At 47.9% G+C, this 20,637-nt stretch carries 17 protein-coding genes; 4 read left to right on the top strand and 13 right to left on the bottom strand.

All coding sequences use genetic code 11. The annotated features are described in order from the left end of the window. Positions 1 to 218 precede the first annotated feature (218 nt). Complete coding sequence (gene gdhA, locus GPK90_RS12270) at positions 219 to 1,571, bottom strand: NADP-specific glutamate dehydrogenase (RefSeq protein WP_015555083.1); 1,353 nt, start codon at positions 1,569 to 1,571, stop codon at positions 219 to 221. A 426-nt stretch (positions 1,572 to 1,997) separates the two neighbouring features. On the opposite strand from gdhA, the gene GPK90_RS12265 reads away from it, so the two are divergent. Continuing rightward, positions 1,998 to 3,308: a hypothetical protein gene (locus tag GPK90_RS12265; RefSeq protein WP_215703117.1), complete on the top strand. Its 1,311-nt coding sequence runs from the start codon at positions 1,998 to 2,000 to the stop codon at positions 3,306 to 3,308. A 120-nt stretch (positions 3,309 to 3,428) separates the two neighbouring features. Here GPK90_RS12265 and GPK90_RS12260 read toward each other — a convergent pair whose 3' ends face one another. The 3 genes from GPK90_RS12260 to GPK90_RS12250 all read right to left on the bottom strand — a co-directional run bounded on the left by GPK90_RS12260 (position 3,429) and on the right by GPK90_RS12250 (position 4,835). Next, positions 3,429 to 3,863 carry a flavodoxin gene (locus GPK90_RS12260; RefSeq protein WP_118298820.1) on the bottom strand — a complete coding sequence of 145 codons (435 nt, stop codon included), beginning with the start codon at positions 3,861 to 3,863 and terminating at the stop codon, positions 3,429 to 3,431. Between the two features lie 80 nt (positions 3,864 to 3,943). After that, a complete protein-coding gene (locus GPK90_RS12255; protein WP_182426708.1) occupies positions 3,944 to 4,531 on the bottom strand; it encodes a DUF3793 family protein in 588 nt (195 codons plus the stop codon). A gap of 22 nt (positions 4,532 to 4,553) precedes the next feature. Next, on the bottom strand, positions 4,554 to 4,835 hold the full coding sequence (locus GPK90_RS12250; RefSeq protein WP_118298822.1) for a DUF2325 domain-containing protein: 282 nt from the start codon (positions 4,833 to 4,835) through the stop codon (positions 4,554 to 4,556). A 517-nt stretch (positions 4,836 to 5,352) separates the two neighbouring features. Between GPK90_RS12250 and GPK90_RS12245 the strand changes: the two genes are divergently transcribed. Further along, a complete protein-coding gene (locus tag GPK90_RS12245; protein WP_118298823.1) occupies positions 5,353 to 5,736 on the top strand; it encodes a metal-dependent transcriptional regulator in 384 nt (127 codons plus the stop codon). 170 nt (positions 5,737 to 5,906) lie between these two features. Here the strand turns inward: GPK90_RS12245 and GPK90_RS12240 are convergent, their stop codons facing one another. After that, positions 5,907 to 6,146: a hypothetical protein gene (locus GPK90_RS12240; RefSeq protein ID WP_118529593.1), complete on the bottom strand. Its 240-nt coding sequence runs from the start codon at positions 6,144 to 6,146 to the stop codon at positions 5,907 to 5,909. Between the two features lie 316 nt (positions 6,147 to 6,462). Continuing rightward, positions 6,463 to 7,152, bottom strand: a complete 690-nt coding sequence (locus tag GPK90_RS19435; protein ID WP_215703116.1) for a hypothetical protein — start codon at positions 7,150 to 7,152, stop codon at positions 6,463 to 6,465. A gap of 458 nt (positions 7,153 to 7,610) precedes the next feature. Between GPK90_RS19435 and ilvB the strand changes: the two genes are divergently transcribed. Continuing rightward, complete coding sequence (gene ilvB / locus GPK90_RS12230; RefSeq protein WP_118529342.1) at positions 7,611 to 9,233, top strand: biosynthetic-type acetolactate synthase large subunit; 1,623 nt, start codon at positions 7,611 to 7,613, stop codon at positions 9,231 to 9,233. A gap of 12 nt (positions 9,234 to 9,245) precedes the next feature. Beyond that, positions 9,246 to 9,719, top strand: a complete 474-nt coding sequence (gene ilvN, locus GPK90_RS12225) for an acetolactate synthase small subunit (RefSeq protein ID WP_118727895.1) — start codon at positions 9,246 to 9,248, stop codon at positions 9,717 to 9,719. 247 nt (positions 9,720 to 9,966) lie between these two features. On the opposite strand, the gene GPK90_RS12220 is transcribed toward ilvN, so the two are convergent. From GPK90_RS12220 to ilvD, 7 genes are all read right to left on the bottom strand, one after another. Continuing rightward, on the bottom strand, positions 9,967 to 10,866 hold the full coding sequence (locus tag GPK90_RS12220; RefSeq protein WP_215703115.1) for a ribokinase: 900 nt from the start codon (positions 10,864 to 10,866) through the stop codon (positions 9,967 to 9,969). A 119-nt stretch (positions 10,867 to 10,985) separates the two neighbouring features. Continuing rightward, a complete protein-coding gene (gene ppdK / locus GPK90_RS12215) occupies positions 10,986 to 13,625 on the bottom strand; it encodes a pyruvate, phosphate dikinase (RefSeq protein WP_142410901.1) in 2,640 nt (879 codons plus the stop codon). A gap of 295 nt (positions 13,626 to 13,920) precedes the next feature. Next, positions 13,921 to 14,370, bottom strand: a complete 450-nt coding sequence (locus GPK90_RS12210) for a divergent PAP2 family protein (RefSeq protein WP_118529338.1) — start codon at positions 14,368 to 14,370, stop codon at positions 13,921 to 13,923. A gap of 190 nt (positions 14,371 to 14,560) precedes the next feature. After that, a complete protein-coding gene (glgA, locus tag GPK90_RS12205) occupies positions 14,561 to 16,006 on the bottom strand; it encodes a glycogen synthase GlgA (protein WP_118529592.1) in 1,446 nt (481 codons plus the stop codon). A gap of 237 nt (positions 16,007 to 16,243) precedes the next feature. Continuing rightward, positions 16,244 to 17,053, bottom strand: coding sequence for a sporulation transcription factor Spo0A (gene spo0A, locus GPK90_RS12200; protein WP_118298830.1), 810 nt, complete (start codon positions 17,051 to 17,053; stop codon positions 16,244 to 16,246). Positions 17,054 to 17,513: 460 nt separating this feature from the next. Next, the gene (locus GPK90_RS12195) at positions 17,514 to 18,827 is read right to left on the bottom strand and encodes an ATP-binding protein (protein ID WP_118298850.1); all 1,314 of its coding nucleotides are present in this window, start codon (positions 18,825 to 18,827) and stop codon (positions 17,514 to 17,516) included. A gap of 144 nt (positions 18,828 to 18,971) precedes the next feature. Continuing rightward, on the bottom strand, positions 18,972 to 20,618 hold the full coding sequence (gene ilvD / locus GPK90_RS12190; RefSeq protein WP_118322369.1) for a dihydroxy-acid dehydratase: 1,647 nt from the start codon (positions 20,616 to 20,618) through the stop codon (positions 18,972 to 18,974). Positions 20,619 to 20,637: the final 19 nt, after the last annotated feature.

The following is a 20,637-nucleotide window of genomic DNA, read 5'->3' as shown; positions in this document are numbered from 1 at the left end:
TATCCGGAATCTGCACCAAACATTCCCATATATTTCATTTTTCTGCAAAAACAAACAGTAAATTCTCTCATCAGCAGTAATTCTGATCCATTTTCCAATAAATCAGAAAAGGGATGCCGTCGGGCACACTCCCCGACAGCATCCCCTATATTCAGTACCTAGTGCCCTTATGCAGTTTTTAGAAACCGCGGGCTTCGATATCCGAGGTTCGCTTCAAACTACCAAGCGATACCCTGAGCCATCATAGCATCTGCAACCTTCTGGAAACCAACCATGTTAGCACCTGCAACCAGGTTGTAACCAAGGCCGTACTTCTCAGCGCACTCAGCAGAACCATCATGGATCTCTGTCATGATCTGATGAAGCTTATCATCAACTTCCTTAGCTGTCCAGGAGATTCTCTCGCTGTTCTGGCTCATCTCGAGAGCGGATACAAGAACACCACCAGCGTTAACAGCCTTAGACGGAGCAACAACCATGTTCTTCTGATCCATTAAGAATCTAAGAGCTTCGTTTGTTGTCGGCATGTTAGCAACTTCGATGTAGTACTTGATGTTGTTAGCAACGATTCTCTTAGCCTGTGTAAGGTCTACATCGTTCTGTGTAGCACACGGCATGATGATATCAACTTTCTCGCCCCACGGCTTGTCTCCAGCTACGAACTTGCAGCCGAACTTATCAGCGTAGTCCTGAACTTTGTTACGTCCAGAAGCTCTCATCTCAAGCATGAAGTCGAATTTCTCTTTTGTTGTAATTCCGTCCGGATCGTAAATGTATCCATCCGGGCCAGAAAGTGTAACAGGCTTAGCACCTAACTCAGATAATTTCTGTACAACGCCCCAAGCTACGTTACCGAAACCAGCAACTGCAACTGTCTTACCCTCTAATGTGTCATGCTCATGTTTCATAACAGACTCAAGGTAGTAAACAGCGCCGAAACCTGTAGCTTCCGGACGAATTAAGGAACCACCGAAGGAACGAGCCTTACCTGTTAATACGCCGTTCTCATAAGCTCCTCTGAGTTTTCTGTACTGACCGAACAGATAACCGATCTCACGTCCGCCAACACCAAGGTCACCAGCCGGAACATCGACATCCGGACCGATGTGACGATATAACTCTGTCATGAATGCCTGGCAGAATCTCATAACTTCTCTATCGCTCTTGCCGTTCGGATCGAAGTCGGAACCACCCTTAGCGCCGCCGATCGGAAGTGTTGTTAAGCTGTCTTTGAATGTCTGCTCGAAACCTAAGAATTTCATGATGGAAAGGTTTACGCTCGGTGCGAATCTTAAACCTCCCTTGTACGGTCCAATTGCTCCGTTGAACTGTACACGGTAACCTGTATTTACATGAATGTTTCCGTTGTCATCCTCCCACGGAACACGGAACTCGATAACTCTCTCCGGGATTACCATTCTCTCAAGAAGGGCAACCTTCTCATACTCCGGATGTGCATCTACAACCGGACCTAAGGAAGATAATACTTCTTCTACAGTCTGGCAGAACTCCGGCTCGTTAGCGTATTTAGTTTTTACGTCCTCAATTACCCTCTCAACATACTTGCTCATCTCGCAAATACCTCCTTAAATGTTGGTTCTTAAACCCCTGTGCCATTTTGCACTAATAAAAGACTTTCCTTTGCTCGTGAGTCTCAACCAAGTCCTTAATTGGATTTCCGAGAAAACTTTTGTATCTTTTGTATATACAGTTTAAATACCATATATAATACGTTGTTTTCACTATGTATACAGGATTTCTCGTTGCATCACGCGATCCGAAAGTTTCTGTATTTCCCTCAATACGGATCTTTCGAATCCCTTGATTTATTTAAGACTCATTTTGCTTACGTCCTTTATTTGTCTTTATTCTAACATACCCTTTTGACTTTGTCAACAATCTGTGGTACGATTCTTACAAAAGCCGATTTATCGACATAGCTGTCGTTAATAGCATGTCTTTATATCATTTTTTCATATATAAAAGGAGGTTCGGCCATGATCAGTATCAGCATCATAAGTCCTTTAAAATCAATGGCTGTCATCGATAAAGCGATCGAACACAACGATTTCGGATGCGTATTTCACAAGTATGTCTACGAGAGTCTGGAGGAAATTAAGGACATATATGACCAGTGTAAAGACATCTCGGATGTCCTCTTCTTCTCCGGTGAGCTCGGATATTCCTATATTCTGACGCATGTGGACGACCTGAAAGTCCCCTGCACCTTTATTTCTTATACGGAGAAGACGCTCCTGTCCATTCTTTTAAATTTCGTGATCCATTACCCGGATGTTCCGCTGAACAGACTTTATATCGATTTTCTGACTCCGGTCAATGATTTCATGAATCTGAAAAAATACCTGGATCCGGAGCACATGCCCTACTGCTTTGAAAATCCCGTCTATAATTATGAGACATTAAAGGAACGCGCCGTAGAGCTGTGGAAAGATAAAAAGATCGATATGATGTTTACGAGAACGACCAATCAGCTGGAGGTCCTCAATAAGCTCCAGATCCCGTACATCCACTTTCTTCCGACCGAGGAGATGGTCCGCGACTCGATCCGCCACGCGGTAAACTCCATCCGCTTAAAGCAGAAAAGCCAGCGCAACAAGCTCGTGATCCTCATAAAGCTTGTCTATCCGGATAATATTTCTTCCCAGGACCGGGAATATCTGGAGATCACGCTCCACAAATATCTCCTGGATTTCCGGAAGGAATACAATTACGATTTCGCCATTCACGCCGTCTCTAACCGGTTCGAACTCGCTCTCGACAGTGATCTCTATAAAAGCAGTTTCAGCAGGATCCAGGATCTCATCGCTTTCCTGGACCAGAAGGGCGACCTCGAATTCCGTCTCGGTGCCGGATTCGGAAAATCATTGGGTGAAAGCCATTACCAGGCAGATCTCGCACTGCAGGAAGCAGTCAAATACGGAAAGAACGATGGTTTCGTCATCTCCGGCGAGGACAACGCTCTCACAGGACCGCTCTCCCTCACCAGATCCTTAAACTACAGTTATTCCAACACGAAAGCGCTTGATTACTCCCAGAAGAATGGGATCAATGAGAGTAATCTCTTAAAGATCGTCGGTCTCTTCCAGATGGATAAAGACACGGTCATGACAGCCGCCTCCCTCTCCCAGTGGCTCAATATCACAAGCCGCAGCTGCAACCGGATCCTTCAGCAGCTTCTCGACTCCAATTTAATAGAAGAGATCGAGTCGCAGAAGCAGGAGGGAAAAGGCCGTCCGACAAGGCAGTACCGGTTCTGCAAGGGCAATTTTATACGGACGTTTTTCTGATCTTCATGCCAAATGCATGGAAACAAAAAAAGACACAGCCGGGACTGCATCCTCTCCCGGCTGTGTCTTTTTATCTTCCTATTAAAATATTTCCCGGCACACTTCTTTGCAGTTGCTCTCTTATGCTAATGCAGCGAGCTCTTTTCCAAGTGCCTTGCAGTTTGCAAGTGCATCGTCATCCGGTGTTTCCTGGCAGATCACGCCCTCACCACCGACAACAGTTGCGCCTGCAGCTTTCATTCTGTCTTCCCAGTCTCTCATCCACTGGCCGTCTCCCCAGCCATAGGAACCGAACAGACCAATCTTCTTGCCAGCTGCGAAAGCCTCAACTTCTGTTACGAACGGCTCCATCTCGCCTTCCTCAAGAACCTCAGCTCCCATTGCCGGGCATCCGAGTGCGAAAGCGGAAGCTTCCTTTAAGTCATCCATGGAAACGGAAGAGATATCTGTGACAACAGCCTCTTTTCCTGCCTCTGTGATTCCTTCGCCGACTGCTGCAGCCATAGCAGCTGTATTTCCTGTCTGGGACCAGTATGCAACAATAACCTTATCCATTTTTGATTTCCTCCTGAAATTTGTTTTGCGGTAACCCGGACCTCGCCGTCCGCCGCTTTTATAATTGGAACCGGCGGTATTTAAGATGCCGCCAGGATATCCCTGATTTCATTCCCGTTTCCAGTCATGCCGATCACATAATCTCTCGCCTGATCGTAAGCTTCAAATGTTTTTAATGTATCTTCCAGATTTCCATATACTTTCCAGTATCCGGAGTATAGAAAATCTCTGCCTTCTTTTTCGATAAATCCTTCCACATCCACCGGCGGATAGCCGAGGACAAGTCCGATCTCATGCGGAAATCCGCGCTTTCCGTTCATATGATCCTGATAAGCATCCGCGATCCTGTTCAAAGTTTCTTCCAGATCCGGATTTTCATACCCGAAAGATGTCATCAGTTTTTTTACATCTTCGCGCTCCAGGTATGCCGCAAGCATTCCCGGACGATATAAAAGGATGGACAATCTTCCCTGAAATTCGTAGAGCACTCTGCAGCAGACCGGTGATCCTTCAAAGATCCGGAGCACTTCCTCTTTCTGATCTGAGCGCACATTCAGGAGATTTGATAATTTGATCCCTGTGAGAAGCGGCGCGCACTGCAAAACAACCTGCTTCTTCGTTCCGTTCACCGGGAGCTTCTGTACTGCCCCGAAGATCTCTTCGCTCATGCGTATACCGCCTTTCTGAACATCACGCGCTATGCTTTTCGAGGATTTCAGCCAGTGCTGTTCCGCTGCTCGTATGACAGCGGACGATATCGGTACGGTCCTCATCCACCTCGTCCAGTACGCAGCGTACCATCTTGTGGGATACCGTATTTGTAAACAGGATCAGAAGATCCGGTCTTCCGATCAGCTTATCGAGTCCTGTCTTCATCTGGGTAAAAACTTTCGCTTTATATTTATGATTTTCACAAATTTCTTTATACTGTCTGACCATGCGGTCATGTCCGCCGATAATAACAACGCTCATGTAATATTCCTCCTTTGCTTAAAGGTTAGCTCCGTCTAACTGATGATATAAGGTTAGCATAAGCTAACTTTAATGTCAATATCTGCTATTGAGAGTTTTTCTCATTAGTTAGTTTTAGCTAATCGTATGGTCCTATCGCATTTATCCCGCCACGCGAAATGGCAGCGAACAGCCCGATCACTCATGCTGCCGATCCGGACTTTTCGGTTCAAAAATCTTTATAGATTTTCAAAAACAAGTGGAATTAACTTTGACTCAGTCCATATCTTGTGTTATAGTAGAAGGACGAATTATAACTGTTCAACAGGTCTGCACTCGTTACAGTACACGGGCACTCCATGCCCGTGAAAAGGCAACCTTGCACACACGTTATGCTGACTGTGATAAGACATGAACAGGAAGATAAAGAATCCTGTAAACTTCGTTTAACTGACTGACACCTGCAGACGCAGCTCTGTTTAATCCGGAGATTTCCGGCACAAAGCTGCATGATGTTCCAATATATGGGGGTAATTATTTGAAAATCCAGGAATCCGCTGAAAACTATCTTGAGACAATTTTAATGTTAAGTGAAAAACAGCCGTATGTGCGTTCTATCGATATCGCGACCGAGCTCGGCTTCTCGAAACCAAGCGTCAGTGTCGCAATGAAAAATCTCCGGGTCAACAATCTGATCCTGGTAAATGACGAGGGACACATTACACTGACCGACGAAGGCCGCCGGATCGCCGAGACGATCTATGAGCGCCACACGGCCCTCTCCAAATGGCTGATGGACCTCGGAGTCAGTGAAAAGACAGCTCTCGAGGACGCGTGCCGCATCGAGCACGATATCAGTGCTGAGAGCTTTGCGGCGATCAAGGAACATATTAAGAAATATTCTTCTGAAGCGAAGAATTGAGTAATGTAAAACTCCTCTCGAAAGTTCCATTTTCATTATGAACGTCCTTAAAAATGTCTGAAATGCAATTCAACAAAAAAGCGCAGCGATCACAGACTCCAATAAGTCCATGATCCTGCGCTTTTTATTGCCGCGTGCGATTTCCCGCACACTTTTCTTTTTATTGCTCCTCAGTCCTTATAAGCGAATCCCGCAAAGGACAGCTCGCATCCGCCTGCCACGCGGCGGAAAATATTTACAACCGTACTCATCACATCGATAAACACATTGTCCTTCGTCTCAACTCTGACCCGGCTGCGGTCATCAATGATCTCGGCATCCCGGATATCCGGAAGTTCCAGGACTTCCCGCATGATCTCCGATGCCTCCTGCTCCGAAATCTTCTTTGAAAGCTGATAAAATCTTCCCATGATCTGCTCCATTTCCCTCCCGCAGGAGTTGCGTTAAAAGCGGCCGTTCCCATCGGAAGTTTTTCATGTGATCCGGGTGGATCGCGAGCCGTTTGTTAGGTGCTGCTAACTATTTTTATCATACACCTTTTTGCAGAAAATGGAAGATTCTTATTGAGAACTTTTCTCATTTAAGTAAATTATCATTTATGACATGCAATTTTTTACACACACACTATGGCGACATTTTACCGATATTTCGCATTTCAGATCCGTAGAATATCTGAACACAGGGCTTTTCCTGCCATGACTTTTCCAGAATCTTTATAGTGCAGTACTATTTCACCCACACACCACTTGCATTGACCTTATATCCATCCGGAGTTGTCGTATTCGTCAGCATATATCCGTCAGAGCCCATATAGTACCAGAGTCCGCTCACCGGCGACTGGAACCAGGCATTTGTGAGGTAGCCGCCGGACTTTTTGTCCACCCACCAGCCTTTGGAATTGCTCTTCCACTGGTAGAGAGCACCTTTGCTGTAGAGGTACATATTGGAGAGCACACCTGACGCGCAGACATTATTGATCACAAATCTCTGTCTCCATGTCTTTCCGTCGGAATCCTTCGCCTGGATTTCAAAGGCACCGGCCTGTCCTGTGTAGGAGGACTTTCCTTCCGACTTTCTCGCGTTCCAGTCCAGTGTATACTGGAGAGTACCGCCTTTCTTTACCGTTCCGAGAGACGCGCTGAAATCCCGGATCGGATTTCCCATCCCATCATATGCCCTTACCGTATAAGTCGCACTCGCTGCCGCCTCCGTAAACGTCACGACGGTTCCTCTCTTCACGATCGGCGCATCCTCCGTCTCTTTCTTTCCCGATGTATTTGTCACAGTCACATTCGTCGTCCCCACATAGGAACTGTCCGCGCTCTCAACTCTCCAGGTAAATCCGGCAAACGCCGTGATCTGGAATGCTGCCGCAAAGATGCATGCGAAGATAGCTGTCTTGATCGATTTTTTCATAGCGATCCACCTCACTTAAATTTAGCACTCATTCCATTATAGCTTATCTCCGAACGAAATGCAACTTGACGAGTCTTACGCTTCTCTTATGGAAAAGTGGCAAAATGAGGGCGGAAAGAAATGACATGAGAAAATATTCTTTGAATCTTGAAACCACTTTCGTCGGGAGTTTGACACTTGTCTAAACTCCCGTTTTGTCAGATTTTTTATTTCATTTTATCGTATTTTCCAAACTTTACCAGTCAATCATAACATACTTTCCTTTTCGCTTCAAGTTCGCAGGTTTCCCCATAAAATCCTGCAAAATGCCCTTTCTCCCGCCCTTTCACATTGACATCCCCTCTCAGTATGCGATATAATTCTTATTAACTATCTTCAAAGATTTTAAAGGGCAAAATCATCATTTTTTTGCCCCCAGACATCTTTTAAACGCTTACTTGAGGGGGTATATTAAGTTTATGAATGGTGCAGAAGCTATGGTAAAATGCCTCGAGGAAGAGGGGATCACCAGGATCTTCGGATATCCGGGAGTTGCGATTTCTCCTTTTTATGAGGCCTTATATAATGCCGGTACGATCGAGCACGTTCTCGTCCGCCAGGAACAGGCTGCCGGACACGCCGCAAGCGGCTACGCACGTATCTCCAGAAAGGCTGCTGTCTGTGTAACTTCTTCCGGTCCAGGTGCGACAAACCTGATCACAGCTCTCGCGACTGCCTACGCCGACAGTATTCCGCTGATCGCGATCACCGGTCAGGTAAATTCGAACCTTTTAGGCCGTGATGTGTTCCAGGAAGCCGATATGCGCGGCTCCACAGAATCCTTTGTAAAATACAGCTACCTTGTAAAAAGCGCCGATGATATTCCGCGTATCTTCAAGGAGGCTTTCTATATCGCTTCCACAGGAAGAAAAGGTCCGGTCCTCATCGACATCCCGTGTGATGTCCAGATGGACCTCTTAAAGAAATCCTTCGACTATACGTCCGAGGTCAATATCCGCGGATACAAGCCGAGCACAAAGGGAAACAACCCGCAGATGCATAAAGTAGTCGCAGCGATCAACAAGGCGAAAAAGCCGTTGATCTGTGCCGGCGGCGGCGTGATCCTCGGAAATGGTGAGGAATGTGTCCGCCAGTTCTGCGAGAAAAACAATATCCCGCTTGTCACAACGATGATGGGAATCGGTGTCATGCCGAAGAACCACCCGCTCTACTTCGGTATGCTCGGAAACAACGGAAAACCTTACGCAAACCGCGCGGTCGCAAACAGTGACCTTCTGATCATCGCGGGCGCAAGGATCGCAGACCGCGCCGTTCCGAAGCCGGAAAACCTGGAACAGCAGGTCAACATCATCCACATCGATATCGATACCGCTGAGATCGGCAAAAACCTTGGACCGACGATCCCACTGGTCGGCGATATCAAGAATATTTTCGACCGCCTCCTGCAGGAGAATATCTCCATCGACACGACACAGTGGATCGAGACACTCCACGATATCAAGAAGAGTACCGTTGACCACCGTGTTTTCAGTGACAAGCTCGTAAATCCGATGCTCTTAGTCCAGCATCTCTCCGAGAAAATGGATGATGACGCGATCTATGTTGCCGATGTCGGACAGAACCAGCTCTGGTCCGCCGACAACTATGTGATGAAAAACGGCCGTTTCCTCACGAGCGGCGGTATGGGAACTATGGGCTACTCGATCCCGGCTGGAATCGGAGCGAAGATGTGTACTCCGGACAAGCAGGTCGTCGTTGTCTGCGGTGACGGTTCCTTCCAGATGTCCATGTACGAGCTTGGAACCATCGCAGTAAACAAGGTCCCGATAAAGATCCTTGTCATGAGAAACCACTATCTCGGTCTCGTCCGTGAGCATCAGGAAAAGACTTACGAGGAACATTATTTCGGTGTCCAGCTCTACGATTATCCGAAATATGCCGAAATCGCCGCTGCCTACGATATGGAATATTTCCACTGCGACAGCAACGAAACTCTTGACGCGGAGCTCGACCGTTTCCTCGCCTGCGACAAAGCATGCCTCATGGTCTGCGAAGTCGACAGCCACAATAATACGAAATAAGGAGAACGCAAGATGAAAGGTATTTTTTCTGTACTTGTAGAAAATAAAGACGGTGTTCTCTCCCAGATATCCGGTCTCTTTGCGAGAAGAGGCTTCAACATCGACAGTCTTGCCGTAGGTGAGACCGAACGCCACGATATTTCCAGCATGACGATCGTCTCCACCGGCGACCAGCGCACGGTCGATCAGATCGAGAAACACTTAAACAAAAAGCTTGACGTGATCAAGGTGCGCCGCCTTGAAGAGAACCGCAGCGTCCTTCTCGAGATGATGCTCATCAAGGTCTCCTACTCTGCGGCAAACCGCAGTTCCCTGATCGAGCTCTGCAGCGTCATGGGTGCAAAGATCGTCCACGTCTCCCCGAAGAGCATGGTCATTGAGTTCCATGCCGCTCCGGATGTGATCACGGACTTTATCGAGCTTGTGAGAAGCTTCGGGATCCTGGAGCTCCAGAGGACTGGAACGATCTGTATGTCAAAAGACTGATTCCCCATTATCGCGACAGCCGTCAGGGTCTCGCGCAGGCGCGGATTTTGGCTCGTTGTTCACGTAAATCAAAAAATGTCATGAACGGAAGCTTTTTACTCAATGCTTTCTTTCATGACATTTTTTATAGCTCTTCAGCTGATTGCTGCAAACAGTGATACCGCTATTTATAACTTTCTGACGATACCGGATATTTTCGATGCCAACATCCGAATGCAGCTGTCAATGACAGATCCGTAAGTCCCTTTTAGCTGCGCTCTGCCATAAATTTCTCCACTTCTTCATATGTAGGGATGCTCGGCGCCGCTCCACTCCTGCTGACCGCGATCGCGCTTGCCGCACTCGCCGTTTTTAGGATTTCCGGGATCTCTTTTCCTTTTGTGAGTCCCGAAAGGAAATATCCACAGAACGTATCCCCTGCCGCGGTCGTATCCACTGCTTTTACCTTATAGATTTCCTGTTTAAAGCACCGGGTTTCATCAAAATACCAGGAACCTTTTTCTCCCAACGTCAGGACAAAAGCTGCTTTCGGATATTTTTCCTTTAATTTTCCCATGATCGTTTCCGGCTCTTCACTCTCTGCACCGGAAATTTCTTTCCCCTCGATCTCGTTGAGAATAAAATAATCGATAAGATCCATCGGGATCGTCTTCAGATTCTCATTGATTGGTGATGGATTCAGGGCAATCTTTGCCCCGGCTTTCTTCGCCTGCTCCACGGCATATCCCACATTGGAGATCTCGTTCTGGAGAAGGACGATATCTCCTTCACTGATTTCCCTTAGAGCATCGTCGATCATGCCCATTGAGACAGCATCATTTGCTCCCCCGCAGATAATGATATTGTTCTGCCCGTTTTTGTCCACCTGGATCACGGCATGACCGCTTGCTCCTGAAAGAATCTTCGTTTTTCCTGTATGAACTCCGGAAATTCTAAGAATTTCCAGAAGCATTCCTCCGTCAGATCCCACAGCACCTGCATGGTGTACCTCCGCTCCGGAACGCGCAGCGGCGATCGACTGATTCAATCCCTTACCTCCGCAGGCCTCAGAATATGTATGCACTTTGATCGTCTCCCCCCGCTGGACAAAATGTTCCACACCGTAAATCCGATCGATGTTCAAAGAACCGATATTGATAATTTTCATAACATTCTCCCCGGGATCTCCCGAAAACTCTTTTGTCAAAAATCCCCCAGAATCGCTTCCGGGGGATTTTATCTTTTCATTTATAATGATACAGATTTTCGTTCTGCGTCAGTCAGGTCCTATTTGTAACCTTTCTCATGAAGAGCAGCCTGTGCAGCAGCAAGTCTTGCGATCGGTACACGGAACGGTGAGCAGCTTACGTAGTTTAAGCCAACCTTGTGGCAGAACTCTACGGAAGACGGATCTCCACCGTGCTCGCCACAGATACCGCACTTTAACTCCGGACGTGTTGCGCGTCCTTCTTTAACAGCGAGTTCTACGAGACGGCCAACACCAGTCTGGTCAAGTCTTGCGAACGGATCAGACTCGTAGATCTTTGCTTTGTAGTAAGAATCAAGGAACTTACCGGCATCATCACGGGAGAAGCCGAATGTCATCTGTGTCAGGTCGTTTGTACCGAAGGAGAAGAACTCAGCTTCCTCAGCGATCTGGCCTGCAGTAAGAGCTGCACGCGGGATCTCGATCATTGTACCGATGTGGTACTGCATATCGGAGCCTTTCTCTTTCTTAACCTGCTCAGCAACTTCAACAACGATATCTTTCACGAATTTGAGCTCTTTCTTCTCGCCAACGAGCGGGATCATGATCTCCGGAATGATATCATATCCATCTTCTTCTTTTACTTCGATCGCTGCTTCCATGATCGCACGTGTCTGCATCTTTGCAAGCTCCGGATAGGTAACTGCAAGACGGCATCCACGGTGACCCATCATCGGGTTGAACTCATGAAGCTCATCGCATTTCTTCTTGATCTCGTCAACAGTCTTGCCCATATCTTTTGCAAGCTCTGCCATCTCTTCCTCTGTCTTAGGAGTGAACTCATGCAGCGGCGGATCTAAGTAGCGGACTGTCATTGGTCTGCCCTCGAGTGCCTTGTACATAGCCTTGAAATCGCTCTTCTGGTACGGAAGGAGTTTGCTTAACGCTTCCTCTCTTGCCTCTACAGTATCGGAAACGATCATTCTTCTTAAGTTGTGGATTCTCTCCGGATCAAAGAACATATGCTCAGTACGGCAAAGACCGATGCCCTCTGCACCAAGTTTTACAGCGTTCTTTGTATCAGCCGGTGTATCAGCGTTTGTGCGGACACCAAGTTTTCTGAAGGAGTCAGCCCAATCCATGATTCTCTTGAAGTTTCCGCCTACGGATGCTTCCTGAGTCTTGATATCGCCGTTGTAGATCTTACCTGTTGTACCATCTAAGGAGATGTAGTCTCCCTCGTGGAAGGTATGTCCGCCGAGTGTGAATTCCTTCTTCTCCTCGTCGATCTTGATCTCGCCGCAGCCGGATACACAGCAGGTACCCATACCACGTGCAACTACTGCAGCGTGAGACGTCATACCACCACGAACTGTTAAGATGCCCTGGGCCGCATGCATGCCCTCAATGTCCTCTGGAGAAGTTTCAAGACGAACTAAGATAACTCTCTCGCCCTTGCCGCCGATACCAGCTGCCTTAGCGTCATCTGCTGTGAAGCAGACTTTACCAGCTGCAGCACCCGGGGAAGCCGGAAGAGCCTGTCCGATCACTTCGCCTGCCTTTAATGCAGCCGGATCGAAGGTCGGATGTAATAACTGATCAAGGGATTTTGCTTCGATTCTGCAAACAGCTTCCTCAGGAGTAATCTGTCCCTCATCTACTAAATCGCATGCGATCTGGATTGCAGCCGGAGCAGTTCTCTTACCGTTACGTGTCTGTAAGAAGTAGAGCTTGCCTTCCTCGATCGTGAACTCCATATCCTGCATGTCGTGGAAATGGTTCTCAAGCTTCATAGCCAGTTCCATGAACTGTTTGTAGCACTCCGGAAGATCTTTCTCAAGCTGAGTGATCGGCTGCGGTGTACGAACACCGGCAACAACGTCCTCGCCCTGTGCATTGATCAGATACTCACCGAAGATGCCCTTTGCACCTGTGGATGGGTTACGGGTGAACGCAACGCCTGTACCGGAGGTATTTCCCTTATTACCGAATACCATGGTCTGTACGTTTACTGCGGTACCCCAGTCACCCGGAATATCATTCATACGACGGTAAACGATCGCACGCGGGTTGTCCCAGGAACGGAATACTGCTTTTACAGCGCCCATTAACTGTTCCTTCGGATCCTGCGGGAACTCTTCGCCGTTCATAGCCTCTTTGTATACAGCTTTGAACTTCTCAGCGAGTTCCTTTAAATCGTTAGCGTCTAACTCTGTATCATAGTGAACGCCTTTTGCTTCCTTCATCTCATCGATGATCTTCTCGAAGTAGGACTTCGGAACTTCCATAACAACGTCGGAATACATCTGGATGAATCTTCTGTAGGAGTCATATGCGAAACGCGGATTTCCTGTCTTCTTTGCGAAGCCCTCAACCGCTACATCGTTTAAACCAAGGTTTAAGATGGTGTCCATCATACCCGGCATGGATGCACGCGCACCGGAACGTACAGATACGAGCAACGGATCTTCTGTATCACCGAATTTCTTTCCATTTACGCCCTCGAGCCATGTAAGAGCTTCGAAGATCTGGTCCTGGATCTCTTTTGTGATCTGCTTTCCGCTGTTATAGTAATCTGTGCAGGCTTCTGTTGTTACTGTGAATCCCTGCGGAATCGGCATACCGAGATTTGTCATCTCAGCAAGGTTACAACCTTTGCCGCCGAGAAGATTTCTCATAGCTGCACTGCCTTCTTCAAACTTATAAACCCACTTTGCCATAAGTTGTTATTCCTCCTAGAATTAGATTTAGCTTAGACTTAAGATGTCTGTGGCTGCCCTCATTTCTTTGCTCCCCTTGCGGTACCCCCATGCCCCATCACACGATCTCTGGTTTTAGAGATTTCGCACAAAAAAATTGAGTGTCGGAAAAAAGGTCTGTACATATTATAAGGGATGTTGCCAAAATTTGCAACATCCCTTTGTAAATCTTTCGTGATTTTTTCACATATTTTCGTGTTTTTTCGCAATACTCTTTAGACATAATTGTGTATATTTTATATTCAATTTAGTACAATTAACCAATGAGCACTGCGATCAGGATCCCCAGGATCGCCCCGGCAACTACCTGCAGCGGCGTATGTCCCACGTATTCCTTTAATTTTTCCTGGAGAAATACTCCATCAAGGTTCAGAATATTCTCAAAAAATACACTATTCAGCAGCTTCGCCTGTTTTCCCGTCTCCCGTCTCACGCCCATCGCATCGTACATTACGATCATCGCAAGGACAAAGCTGACGGCAAACTCAAAACTTCCGACTCCGTATTTCATTCCGGAAGCTGTTGTGAGTGCGCAGACGGTAGCCGAATGGGAGCTCGGCATTCCGCCTGACCCGAAGATCCGTTCAGGATTAAAAGACCGGTTCAGGACCATATCGATCACGGTCTTTAAAAACTGCGCGACCGTCCACCCCAGCACAGCACTGATCAGCACCTGGTTTCCCAGAAGTTCATTCCATATCGTCATGTTTTCCTCTTTTCTGTAAGATCATTATCAGGCGGCTATTTAGACAAGTGAAAGCACGCTTCGCGGGTTTCCCCTTGTTATCGCGACAGTCGCCAGGGTCTCGCGCAAGCGCGGACTCTGGCTCGTTGTTCGCGTAAACGACATTCCCGCCCACATGGATGCGTGGGCGGGAATGGATTGTGTGAACAACTTAATATCCGATCAGCCAGTCGTATAATTCCTGATATTTCTTTGCGGAGCTATTCCATGAAAAATCTACAGCCATAGCCCGGTCAATGATCTTGTTCCACTCCCGCTTCTTATCGTAGAAGATATGTTTCGCGTAGCGGATGATGTTTAACATTTCGTGGGCATTGTAGTTTGCAAAGGAGAATCCCGTTCCTGTTCCCTCAAACTCATTGTACGGCCACACCGTATCCTTTAAGCCGCCGGTCTCACGGACAATCGGCACCGTGCCGTACCGGAGCGCCATGAGCTGGCTCAGTCCGCACGGTTCAAATAAGGAAGGCATCAGGAAGGCATCGCAGGCCGCATAGATCTTGTGGGACAGCGGCTCGGAATAATAGATCTGCGCCGATACCCTGTCGTGATACTTCCAGTCATAATGGCGGAACATATTTTCATAGTTCTCATCGCCGGTTCCGAGGACCACTAACTGGACATCGTCTGTACAGATCTCGTCCATAACGCACTGGATCAGGTCGAGACCTTTCTGGCTCGTGAGTCTCGAGACGATACCGATCATAAATTTCTTATCATCTCTGGCAAGTCCGAGCTCTTCCTGGAGTGCGCGTTTATTTTTGACTTTTTCTTTTCGGAAGTTCTTCGCATTATAATTCTGAACGATATCCGGGTCCGTCTCCGGGTTGAATACATCGTAGTCGATTCCGTTTACGATACCGCGGAGATCATTGGCGCGGGCGCGCATGAGTCCGTCCAGTCCTTCCCCGTAGAACGGAGTCTTGATCTCCTCCGCGTAAGTATTGCTGACCGTCGTGATCGCATCCGCGTACACGAGACCGCCCTTTAACATATTTCCGTCTTTATAAGCTTCCAGCTTATCAGGAGTAAAGAAATAGTCCGGAAGACCGGAAAATCTCTGAATCGTCTTCACATCCCAAACGCCCTGGAATTTCAGGTTGTGGATCGTCATAACGGATTTGATCCCGCGGAAGAATTCGCCCTCGCCGAATCTGCCTTTCAGATATACCGGGATCAGTCCGGTCTGCCAGTCGTGGCAGTGGATCACATCCGGTCTCCAACCGATTACCGGGAGTGCGGATAAGGCCGCCTGGGAGAAGAATGAGAATTTTTCCAGATCGTAATACCAGTCTCCATACGGCTTATCTCCCCAGAAATAGCTCTCGTTGTCGATAAAATAGAAGGTGATCCCCTCATAAACATATTCAAGAATCCCGACATAACGGCTCTGTCCCAGATAGTCCATATAGAAATGATTTACATAAGTAAGGTTGCTCAAAAATTTATCTTTGATGCAGAGATATTTCGGGATCATGACCCGAACATCAAAATATTCTTTATCAAAACATTTCGGTAAGGAACCCACAACATCGGCAAGTCCGCCTGTCTTGATAAAAGGTACAGCTTCGGAAGCGACAAACAATATTTTTTTCATGATAACCCATCCTTCCACTTTTCTTGCGTTACCGTTCACCGATATGGACCCGGTAACGTGATCCCGTCGGTCTTTCCATCCCCTGTTGGCAGGATCCGCAGCCAGAACTGCATCATACGGGATCTTCCGTTCAAAAGATCCCTGCCAGTGAACAGCGCTCTGTGCCCCGCTATTAGATTCAGTATAACACATCCCTGTAAAATTAGAAAGTGGGTCTTTTTTGTTTTTTCAGATTTTTCAGATTCGTTTATAATCCAGTCGGATTTTGTCTGCAATCAATGCAATAAATTCTGAATTTGTCGGTTTGCCTTTGCCGCCGTTTACCGTATATCCGAAGAGGCTGTTCAGTGTGTCGAGCTCTCCTCTTCCCCAGGCCACTTCGATCGCATGACGGATGGCGCGCTCCACGCGGCTCGGCGTCGTTTTATGGGTCTTCGCGATCGTCGGATATAAGATCTTCGTGACCGATGACAGCATCTCGGTATCCCGGACCGACATGATGATAGCATCTCTCAGGTACTGATATCCCTTAATATGTGCCGGGATCCCGATCTCATGCAGCATCTGGGTCACATCCGTCTCCAGATTCTGTTCCATGTAGTTCTCCTTGTCGAGATAAGGCTGTACCCGTTTCATTTCCGTATGTACATTGCCCGCCGCTTTCGCCCGTCCGCGGCAGACTCTGCGGATCTTGTCCAGGATCACGTCGCGGTTGAACGGTTTCATGATATAATAATTCGCTCCGAGGCGGAACGCATCCTCTGTCACATCCTGACTGCTGGCCGCCGTCACCATGATAAACGAAGGGTGGTTCTTCATCTGTGTGTTATTCTTTATCTTTTCCATGACAGAAATTCCGTCAAGTCTCGGCATGATCACATCCATGAGGACAATATCCGGATTTGTTCGGACGATCATATTGTATGCGTCCTCGCCATTATCTGCTTTTCCAACCACATGGATCCCGTCCTCTTTCTCCAGGATCTCGCCAAGTAAATTCAAAGTCTGTCTGTTGTCATCCGCGATCGCAATTGATAATTCTGCCATAATGTTCCTCCTGTTACACTCTGCGTTCTTTTTCTTTCATTTCCCCTGATCCTTTCGGATAGCCGCCGCGATCTTTCACGTTTTGATCTTCTCCGGTAGGAATGTAGAGATTATACGATTTTCTTTCTGTCGAATTCAAGGTTAAACAGGTGTGATTTCGGGTTTTTGCTCGTCATTTTCTGACTATATTCTATTATTTTGTAAATATCTAAATATTTTTCAGCATTCTCTTAGCGGATCTTAGCGAATTTTCGAGTCGAAACAGTTATACAAAAGAATGTGCCTCGGCACATTCTCGCGCCGAGCGCGGTCGCTTGCGACAATCTTCATCTTCGCGCGAGTGTGCATCTTAGGCACGTAGCGCCTTTTTGTTTAACAGGAAGTTCCTTCGGAATTTCCTGTTAAACAAAAAAGGCCCCGGCATGTCTCCATACCAGGGCTTCGTACTCTGTGAGTATTCTTATTTGATCGTGAGCAGGTAATTCGCAAACTGCTGGGCAGTACGGCCGGAAAGTCCGCCGCCGCGCATCTCGAAACGGTTCGCCTCGTAGCAGATCTCCTCGTCCGTCATGATATCCGGAGTGATGCCTGCACGTCTCGCAAGTGCGATCGCCATCTCGTTGAAGCCTTCCTTGTTCGGCTTCGCATAGTAGATGGAAAGTCCAAAACGGTTGACCAGGGAGAGTTTTTCTTCCATAGTGTCGGAACGGTGCAGATCTTCGCTGTGCTCCATATCCTCTCTGTCCTTCCATGTCTCCTTGATCAGATGACGGCGGTTTGATGTCGCATAGATCAGGACATTGTCCGGCTTCGTCTCAACGCCGCCTTCGATAACGGCCTTTAAGAACTTGTACTCGATCTCAAATTCTTCGAAAGAAAGATCATCCATGTAGATGATGAACTTGTAATTGCGGTTCTTGATCTGGGCGATGATCGTCGAGAGATCCTTAAACTGGTGCTTGTAGATCTCGATCATGCGCAGGCCCTGCGGATAGAACTGGTTGACGATCGCCTTGATGCTCGTGGATTTACCGGTACCGCTGTCGCCGAACAACAGGACGTTGTTCGCCGCTTTTCCGTCGCAGAACGCCTGGGTATTCTCCACAAGTTTCTTCTTCTGAAGCTCATATCCGATGAGGTCGTCCAGCATCACGGCATCCATGTTGTTGATCGGGAGGAAGCGGACGGAGCCGTCTCCATTCTCAGCAATGCGGAACGCCTTGTTGAGACCGAACATGCCGACACCGAAGTCCTTGTAGAATTCCGTCACATATTTGAAGAAATCAGCTCCGGACTCAGCCGTCTCAAGCTGTTCACTTAAATTTCTCACCTTTTCGCTGACATTTTTATTGTACATCAGCTCTTTTTTGCGGATCGCCTTATAGTGAGTCAGCTGGGTGAAGCAGTCGATGGAAAGTTCTTTTTCCATCCAGGAGAAATCATAGTCGAACAGCTTTTTAAACATCTCAAAGTCATGAGTCACAAAGTTGTTGACCGTTCCGTCCTGAGCCCCCATCTTTTCACAGACGAGGCTGAACGGATTCTCGTTCGTGATCAGCAGGAAAGTCAGGTAATTATGCCATAAATTTTTATCAAATGCATAGTCTGTCGCAACCGTCAGAAGATTTTTTACCTGATGGAATACGCGTCCGCGCAGTGCGTCTTTGGACTCTGTCTGATTTTTTAATTTTTCGCAGATATCCGCAAGCTGCCAGAGGATCGAGTCTTCCGGCAGGCTGCCGTATACGAGCAGGTTTGATACGATCTCATTCATATGGTTTCCTCTCTTGATGCAAAGGACGGCGCAGCTTCTCAACAAGCCCGCCGCCCTTTTTCATTTTCTTCAATTTCGATGTACATCTTCTTGTCTGCTTTCGCGGTCAGGAAGCTTCGGGCGTCCGCCCTATGAATCCTTCGCCTACTCTACGATCGCACCTTTATCTGCGGAGGATACGTTCTTTGCGTAGCGTTTTAAGTATCCGGTCAGCTTCTTCGGCTCACGGATCTTCATGGTCTTCTTTCTCTCTTCCATCTCTTCATCAGAAACGAGAAGCTTTAAGCTGTAGTTTGGGATGTCGATCGCGATCTTGTCACCGTCCTTGATGTAAGCGATCGGGCCGCCTGCAGCTGCCTCCGGAGAGATATGTCCGATTGCTGCACCACAGGATGCGCCGGAGAAACGGCCATCTGTCAGGAGAGCAACGGTCGTATCGAGTTTCATGCCAACGATCGCGGATGTCGGGGAGAGCATCTCTCTCATTCCCGGACCGCCTGCCGGTCCCTCGTAACGGATGACAACGATGTCGCCCGGAACGATCTTTCCTGCGTAGATCGCAGCGATCGCCTCTTCCTCGGAGTCAAAGCACTTTGCAGTACCTGTGTTGACTAACATCTCCGGTTTTACAGCGGAACGTTTTACGATCGCGCCGTTCGGAGCAAGGTTTCCGAAAAGAACGGCAAGTCCGCCTGTCTTTGTGTACGGATTGTCGATCGGACGGATAACTTCCGGATTGCGGTTTACTGCATGTGCAACGTTCTCAGCAACCGTCTTTCCTGTTACAGTCTTGCACTGTCCCTGGATCATTCCTGCATCGAGAAGCTCTTTTAATACTGCGGAGATTCCGCCTGCTTCCATCAGATCCTGCATGTGGTGATGTCCGGCCGGTGCAAGATGGCACAGGTTCGGAGTATGCTCACTGATGTCGTTGATCATATGAAGGTCAAGAGCGATATCAGCCTCGTGAGCGATCGCAAGAAGATGAAGTGCGGAGTTTGTGGAGCAGCCGAGAGCCATATCGGTTGTCAGCGCGTTCTCGAATGCTGCCGGTGTTACGATATCACGCGGACGGATATCATCGGCAAGCAGCTTCATAACCTGCATACCAGCTGTCTTTGCAAGGCGGATACGCTCTGCGTATACAGCCGGGATCGTACCATTGCCCGGAAGACCGAGGCCAAGAACCTCTGTCAGGCAGTTCATGGAGTTTGCGGTGAACATACCGGAGCAGGAACCGCAGCCCGGGCAGGAGCTTCCTTCGATCTCAGCAAGCTCTTCATCGTTGATCAGGTTTGCTTTTCTCGCGCCAACTGCCTCGAATACAGTATTTAAGTCTCTCTGGTTGATGGAGAGCATCGGGCCGCCGGATACAAAGATACACGGAAGGTTCAGACGCATAGCTGCCATTAACATACCCGGAACGATCTTATCGCAGTTCGGGATAAATACGAGAGCGTCAAAGCAGTGTGCTTTTACCATGCATTCGATGGTATCAGCAATCAGTTCACGGGAGCTCAAAGAGAAATGCATTCCGTCATGTCCCATGGCGATACCATCACAGACACCGATCGTATCGAACTCCATCGGGGTTCCGCCTGCAGCGAGAACACCGTCCTTTACGGCACGTGCGATGTTCTGTAAGTGCATATGACCCGGAGCGATCTCGTTGAAAGAGTTTACGACGCCGACGAACGGGCGGCGCATCTGCTCATCGTTGTATCCGTCTGCCTTTAACAGGGAACGGTGCGGCGCATGTTCTACGCCTGCTTTTACTTTATCTGAATTCATTGTTTTTCTCCTTATGAAA

The organism is Clostridium sp. MCC344 (assembly GCF_018785365.1).
Classification (GTDB): domain Bacteria; phylum Bacillota; class Clostridia; order Lachnospirales; family Lachnospiraceae; genus Pilosibacter.
The sequence above is the reverse complement of the archived record's forward strand: the minus strand, read 5'-3'. Positions and strand labels throughout refer to the sequence as shown.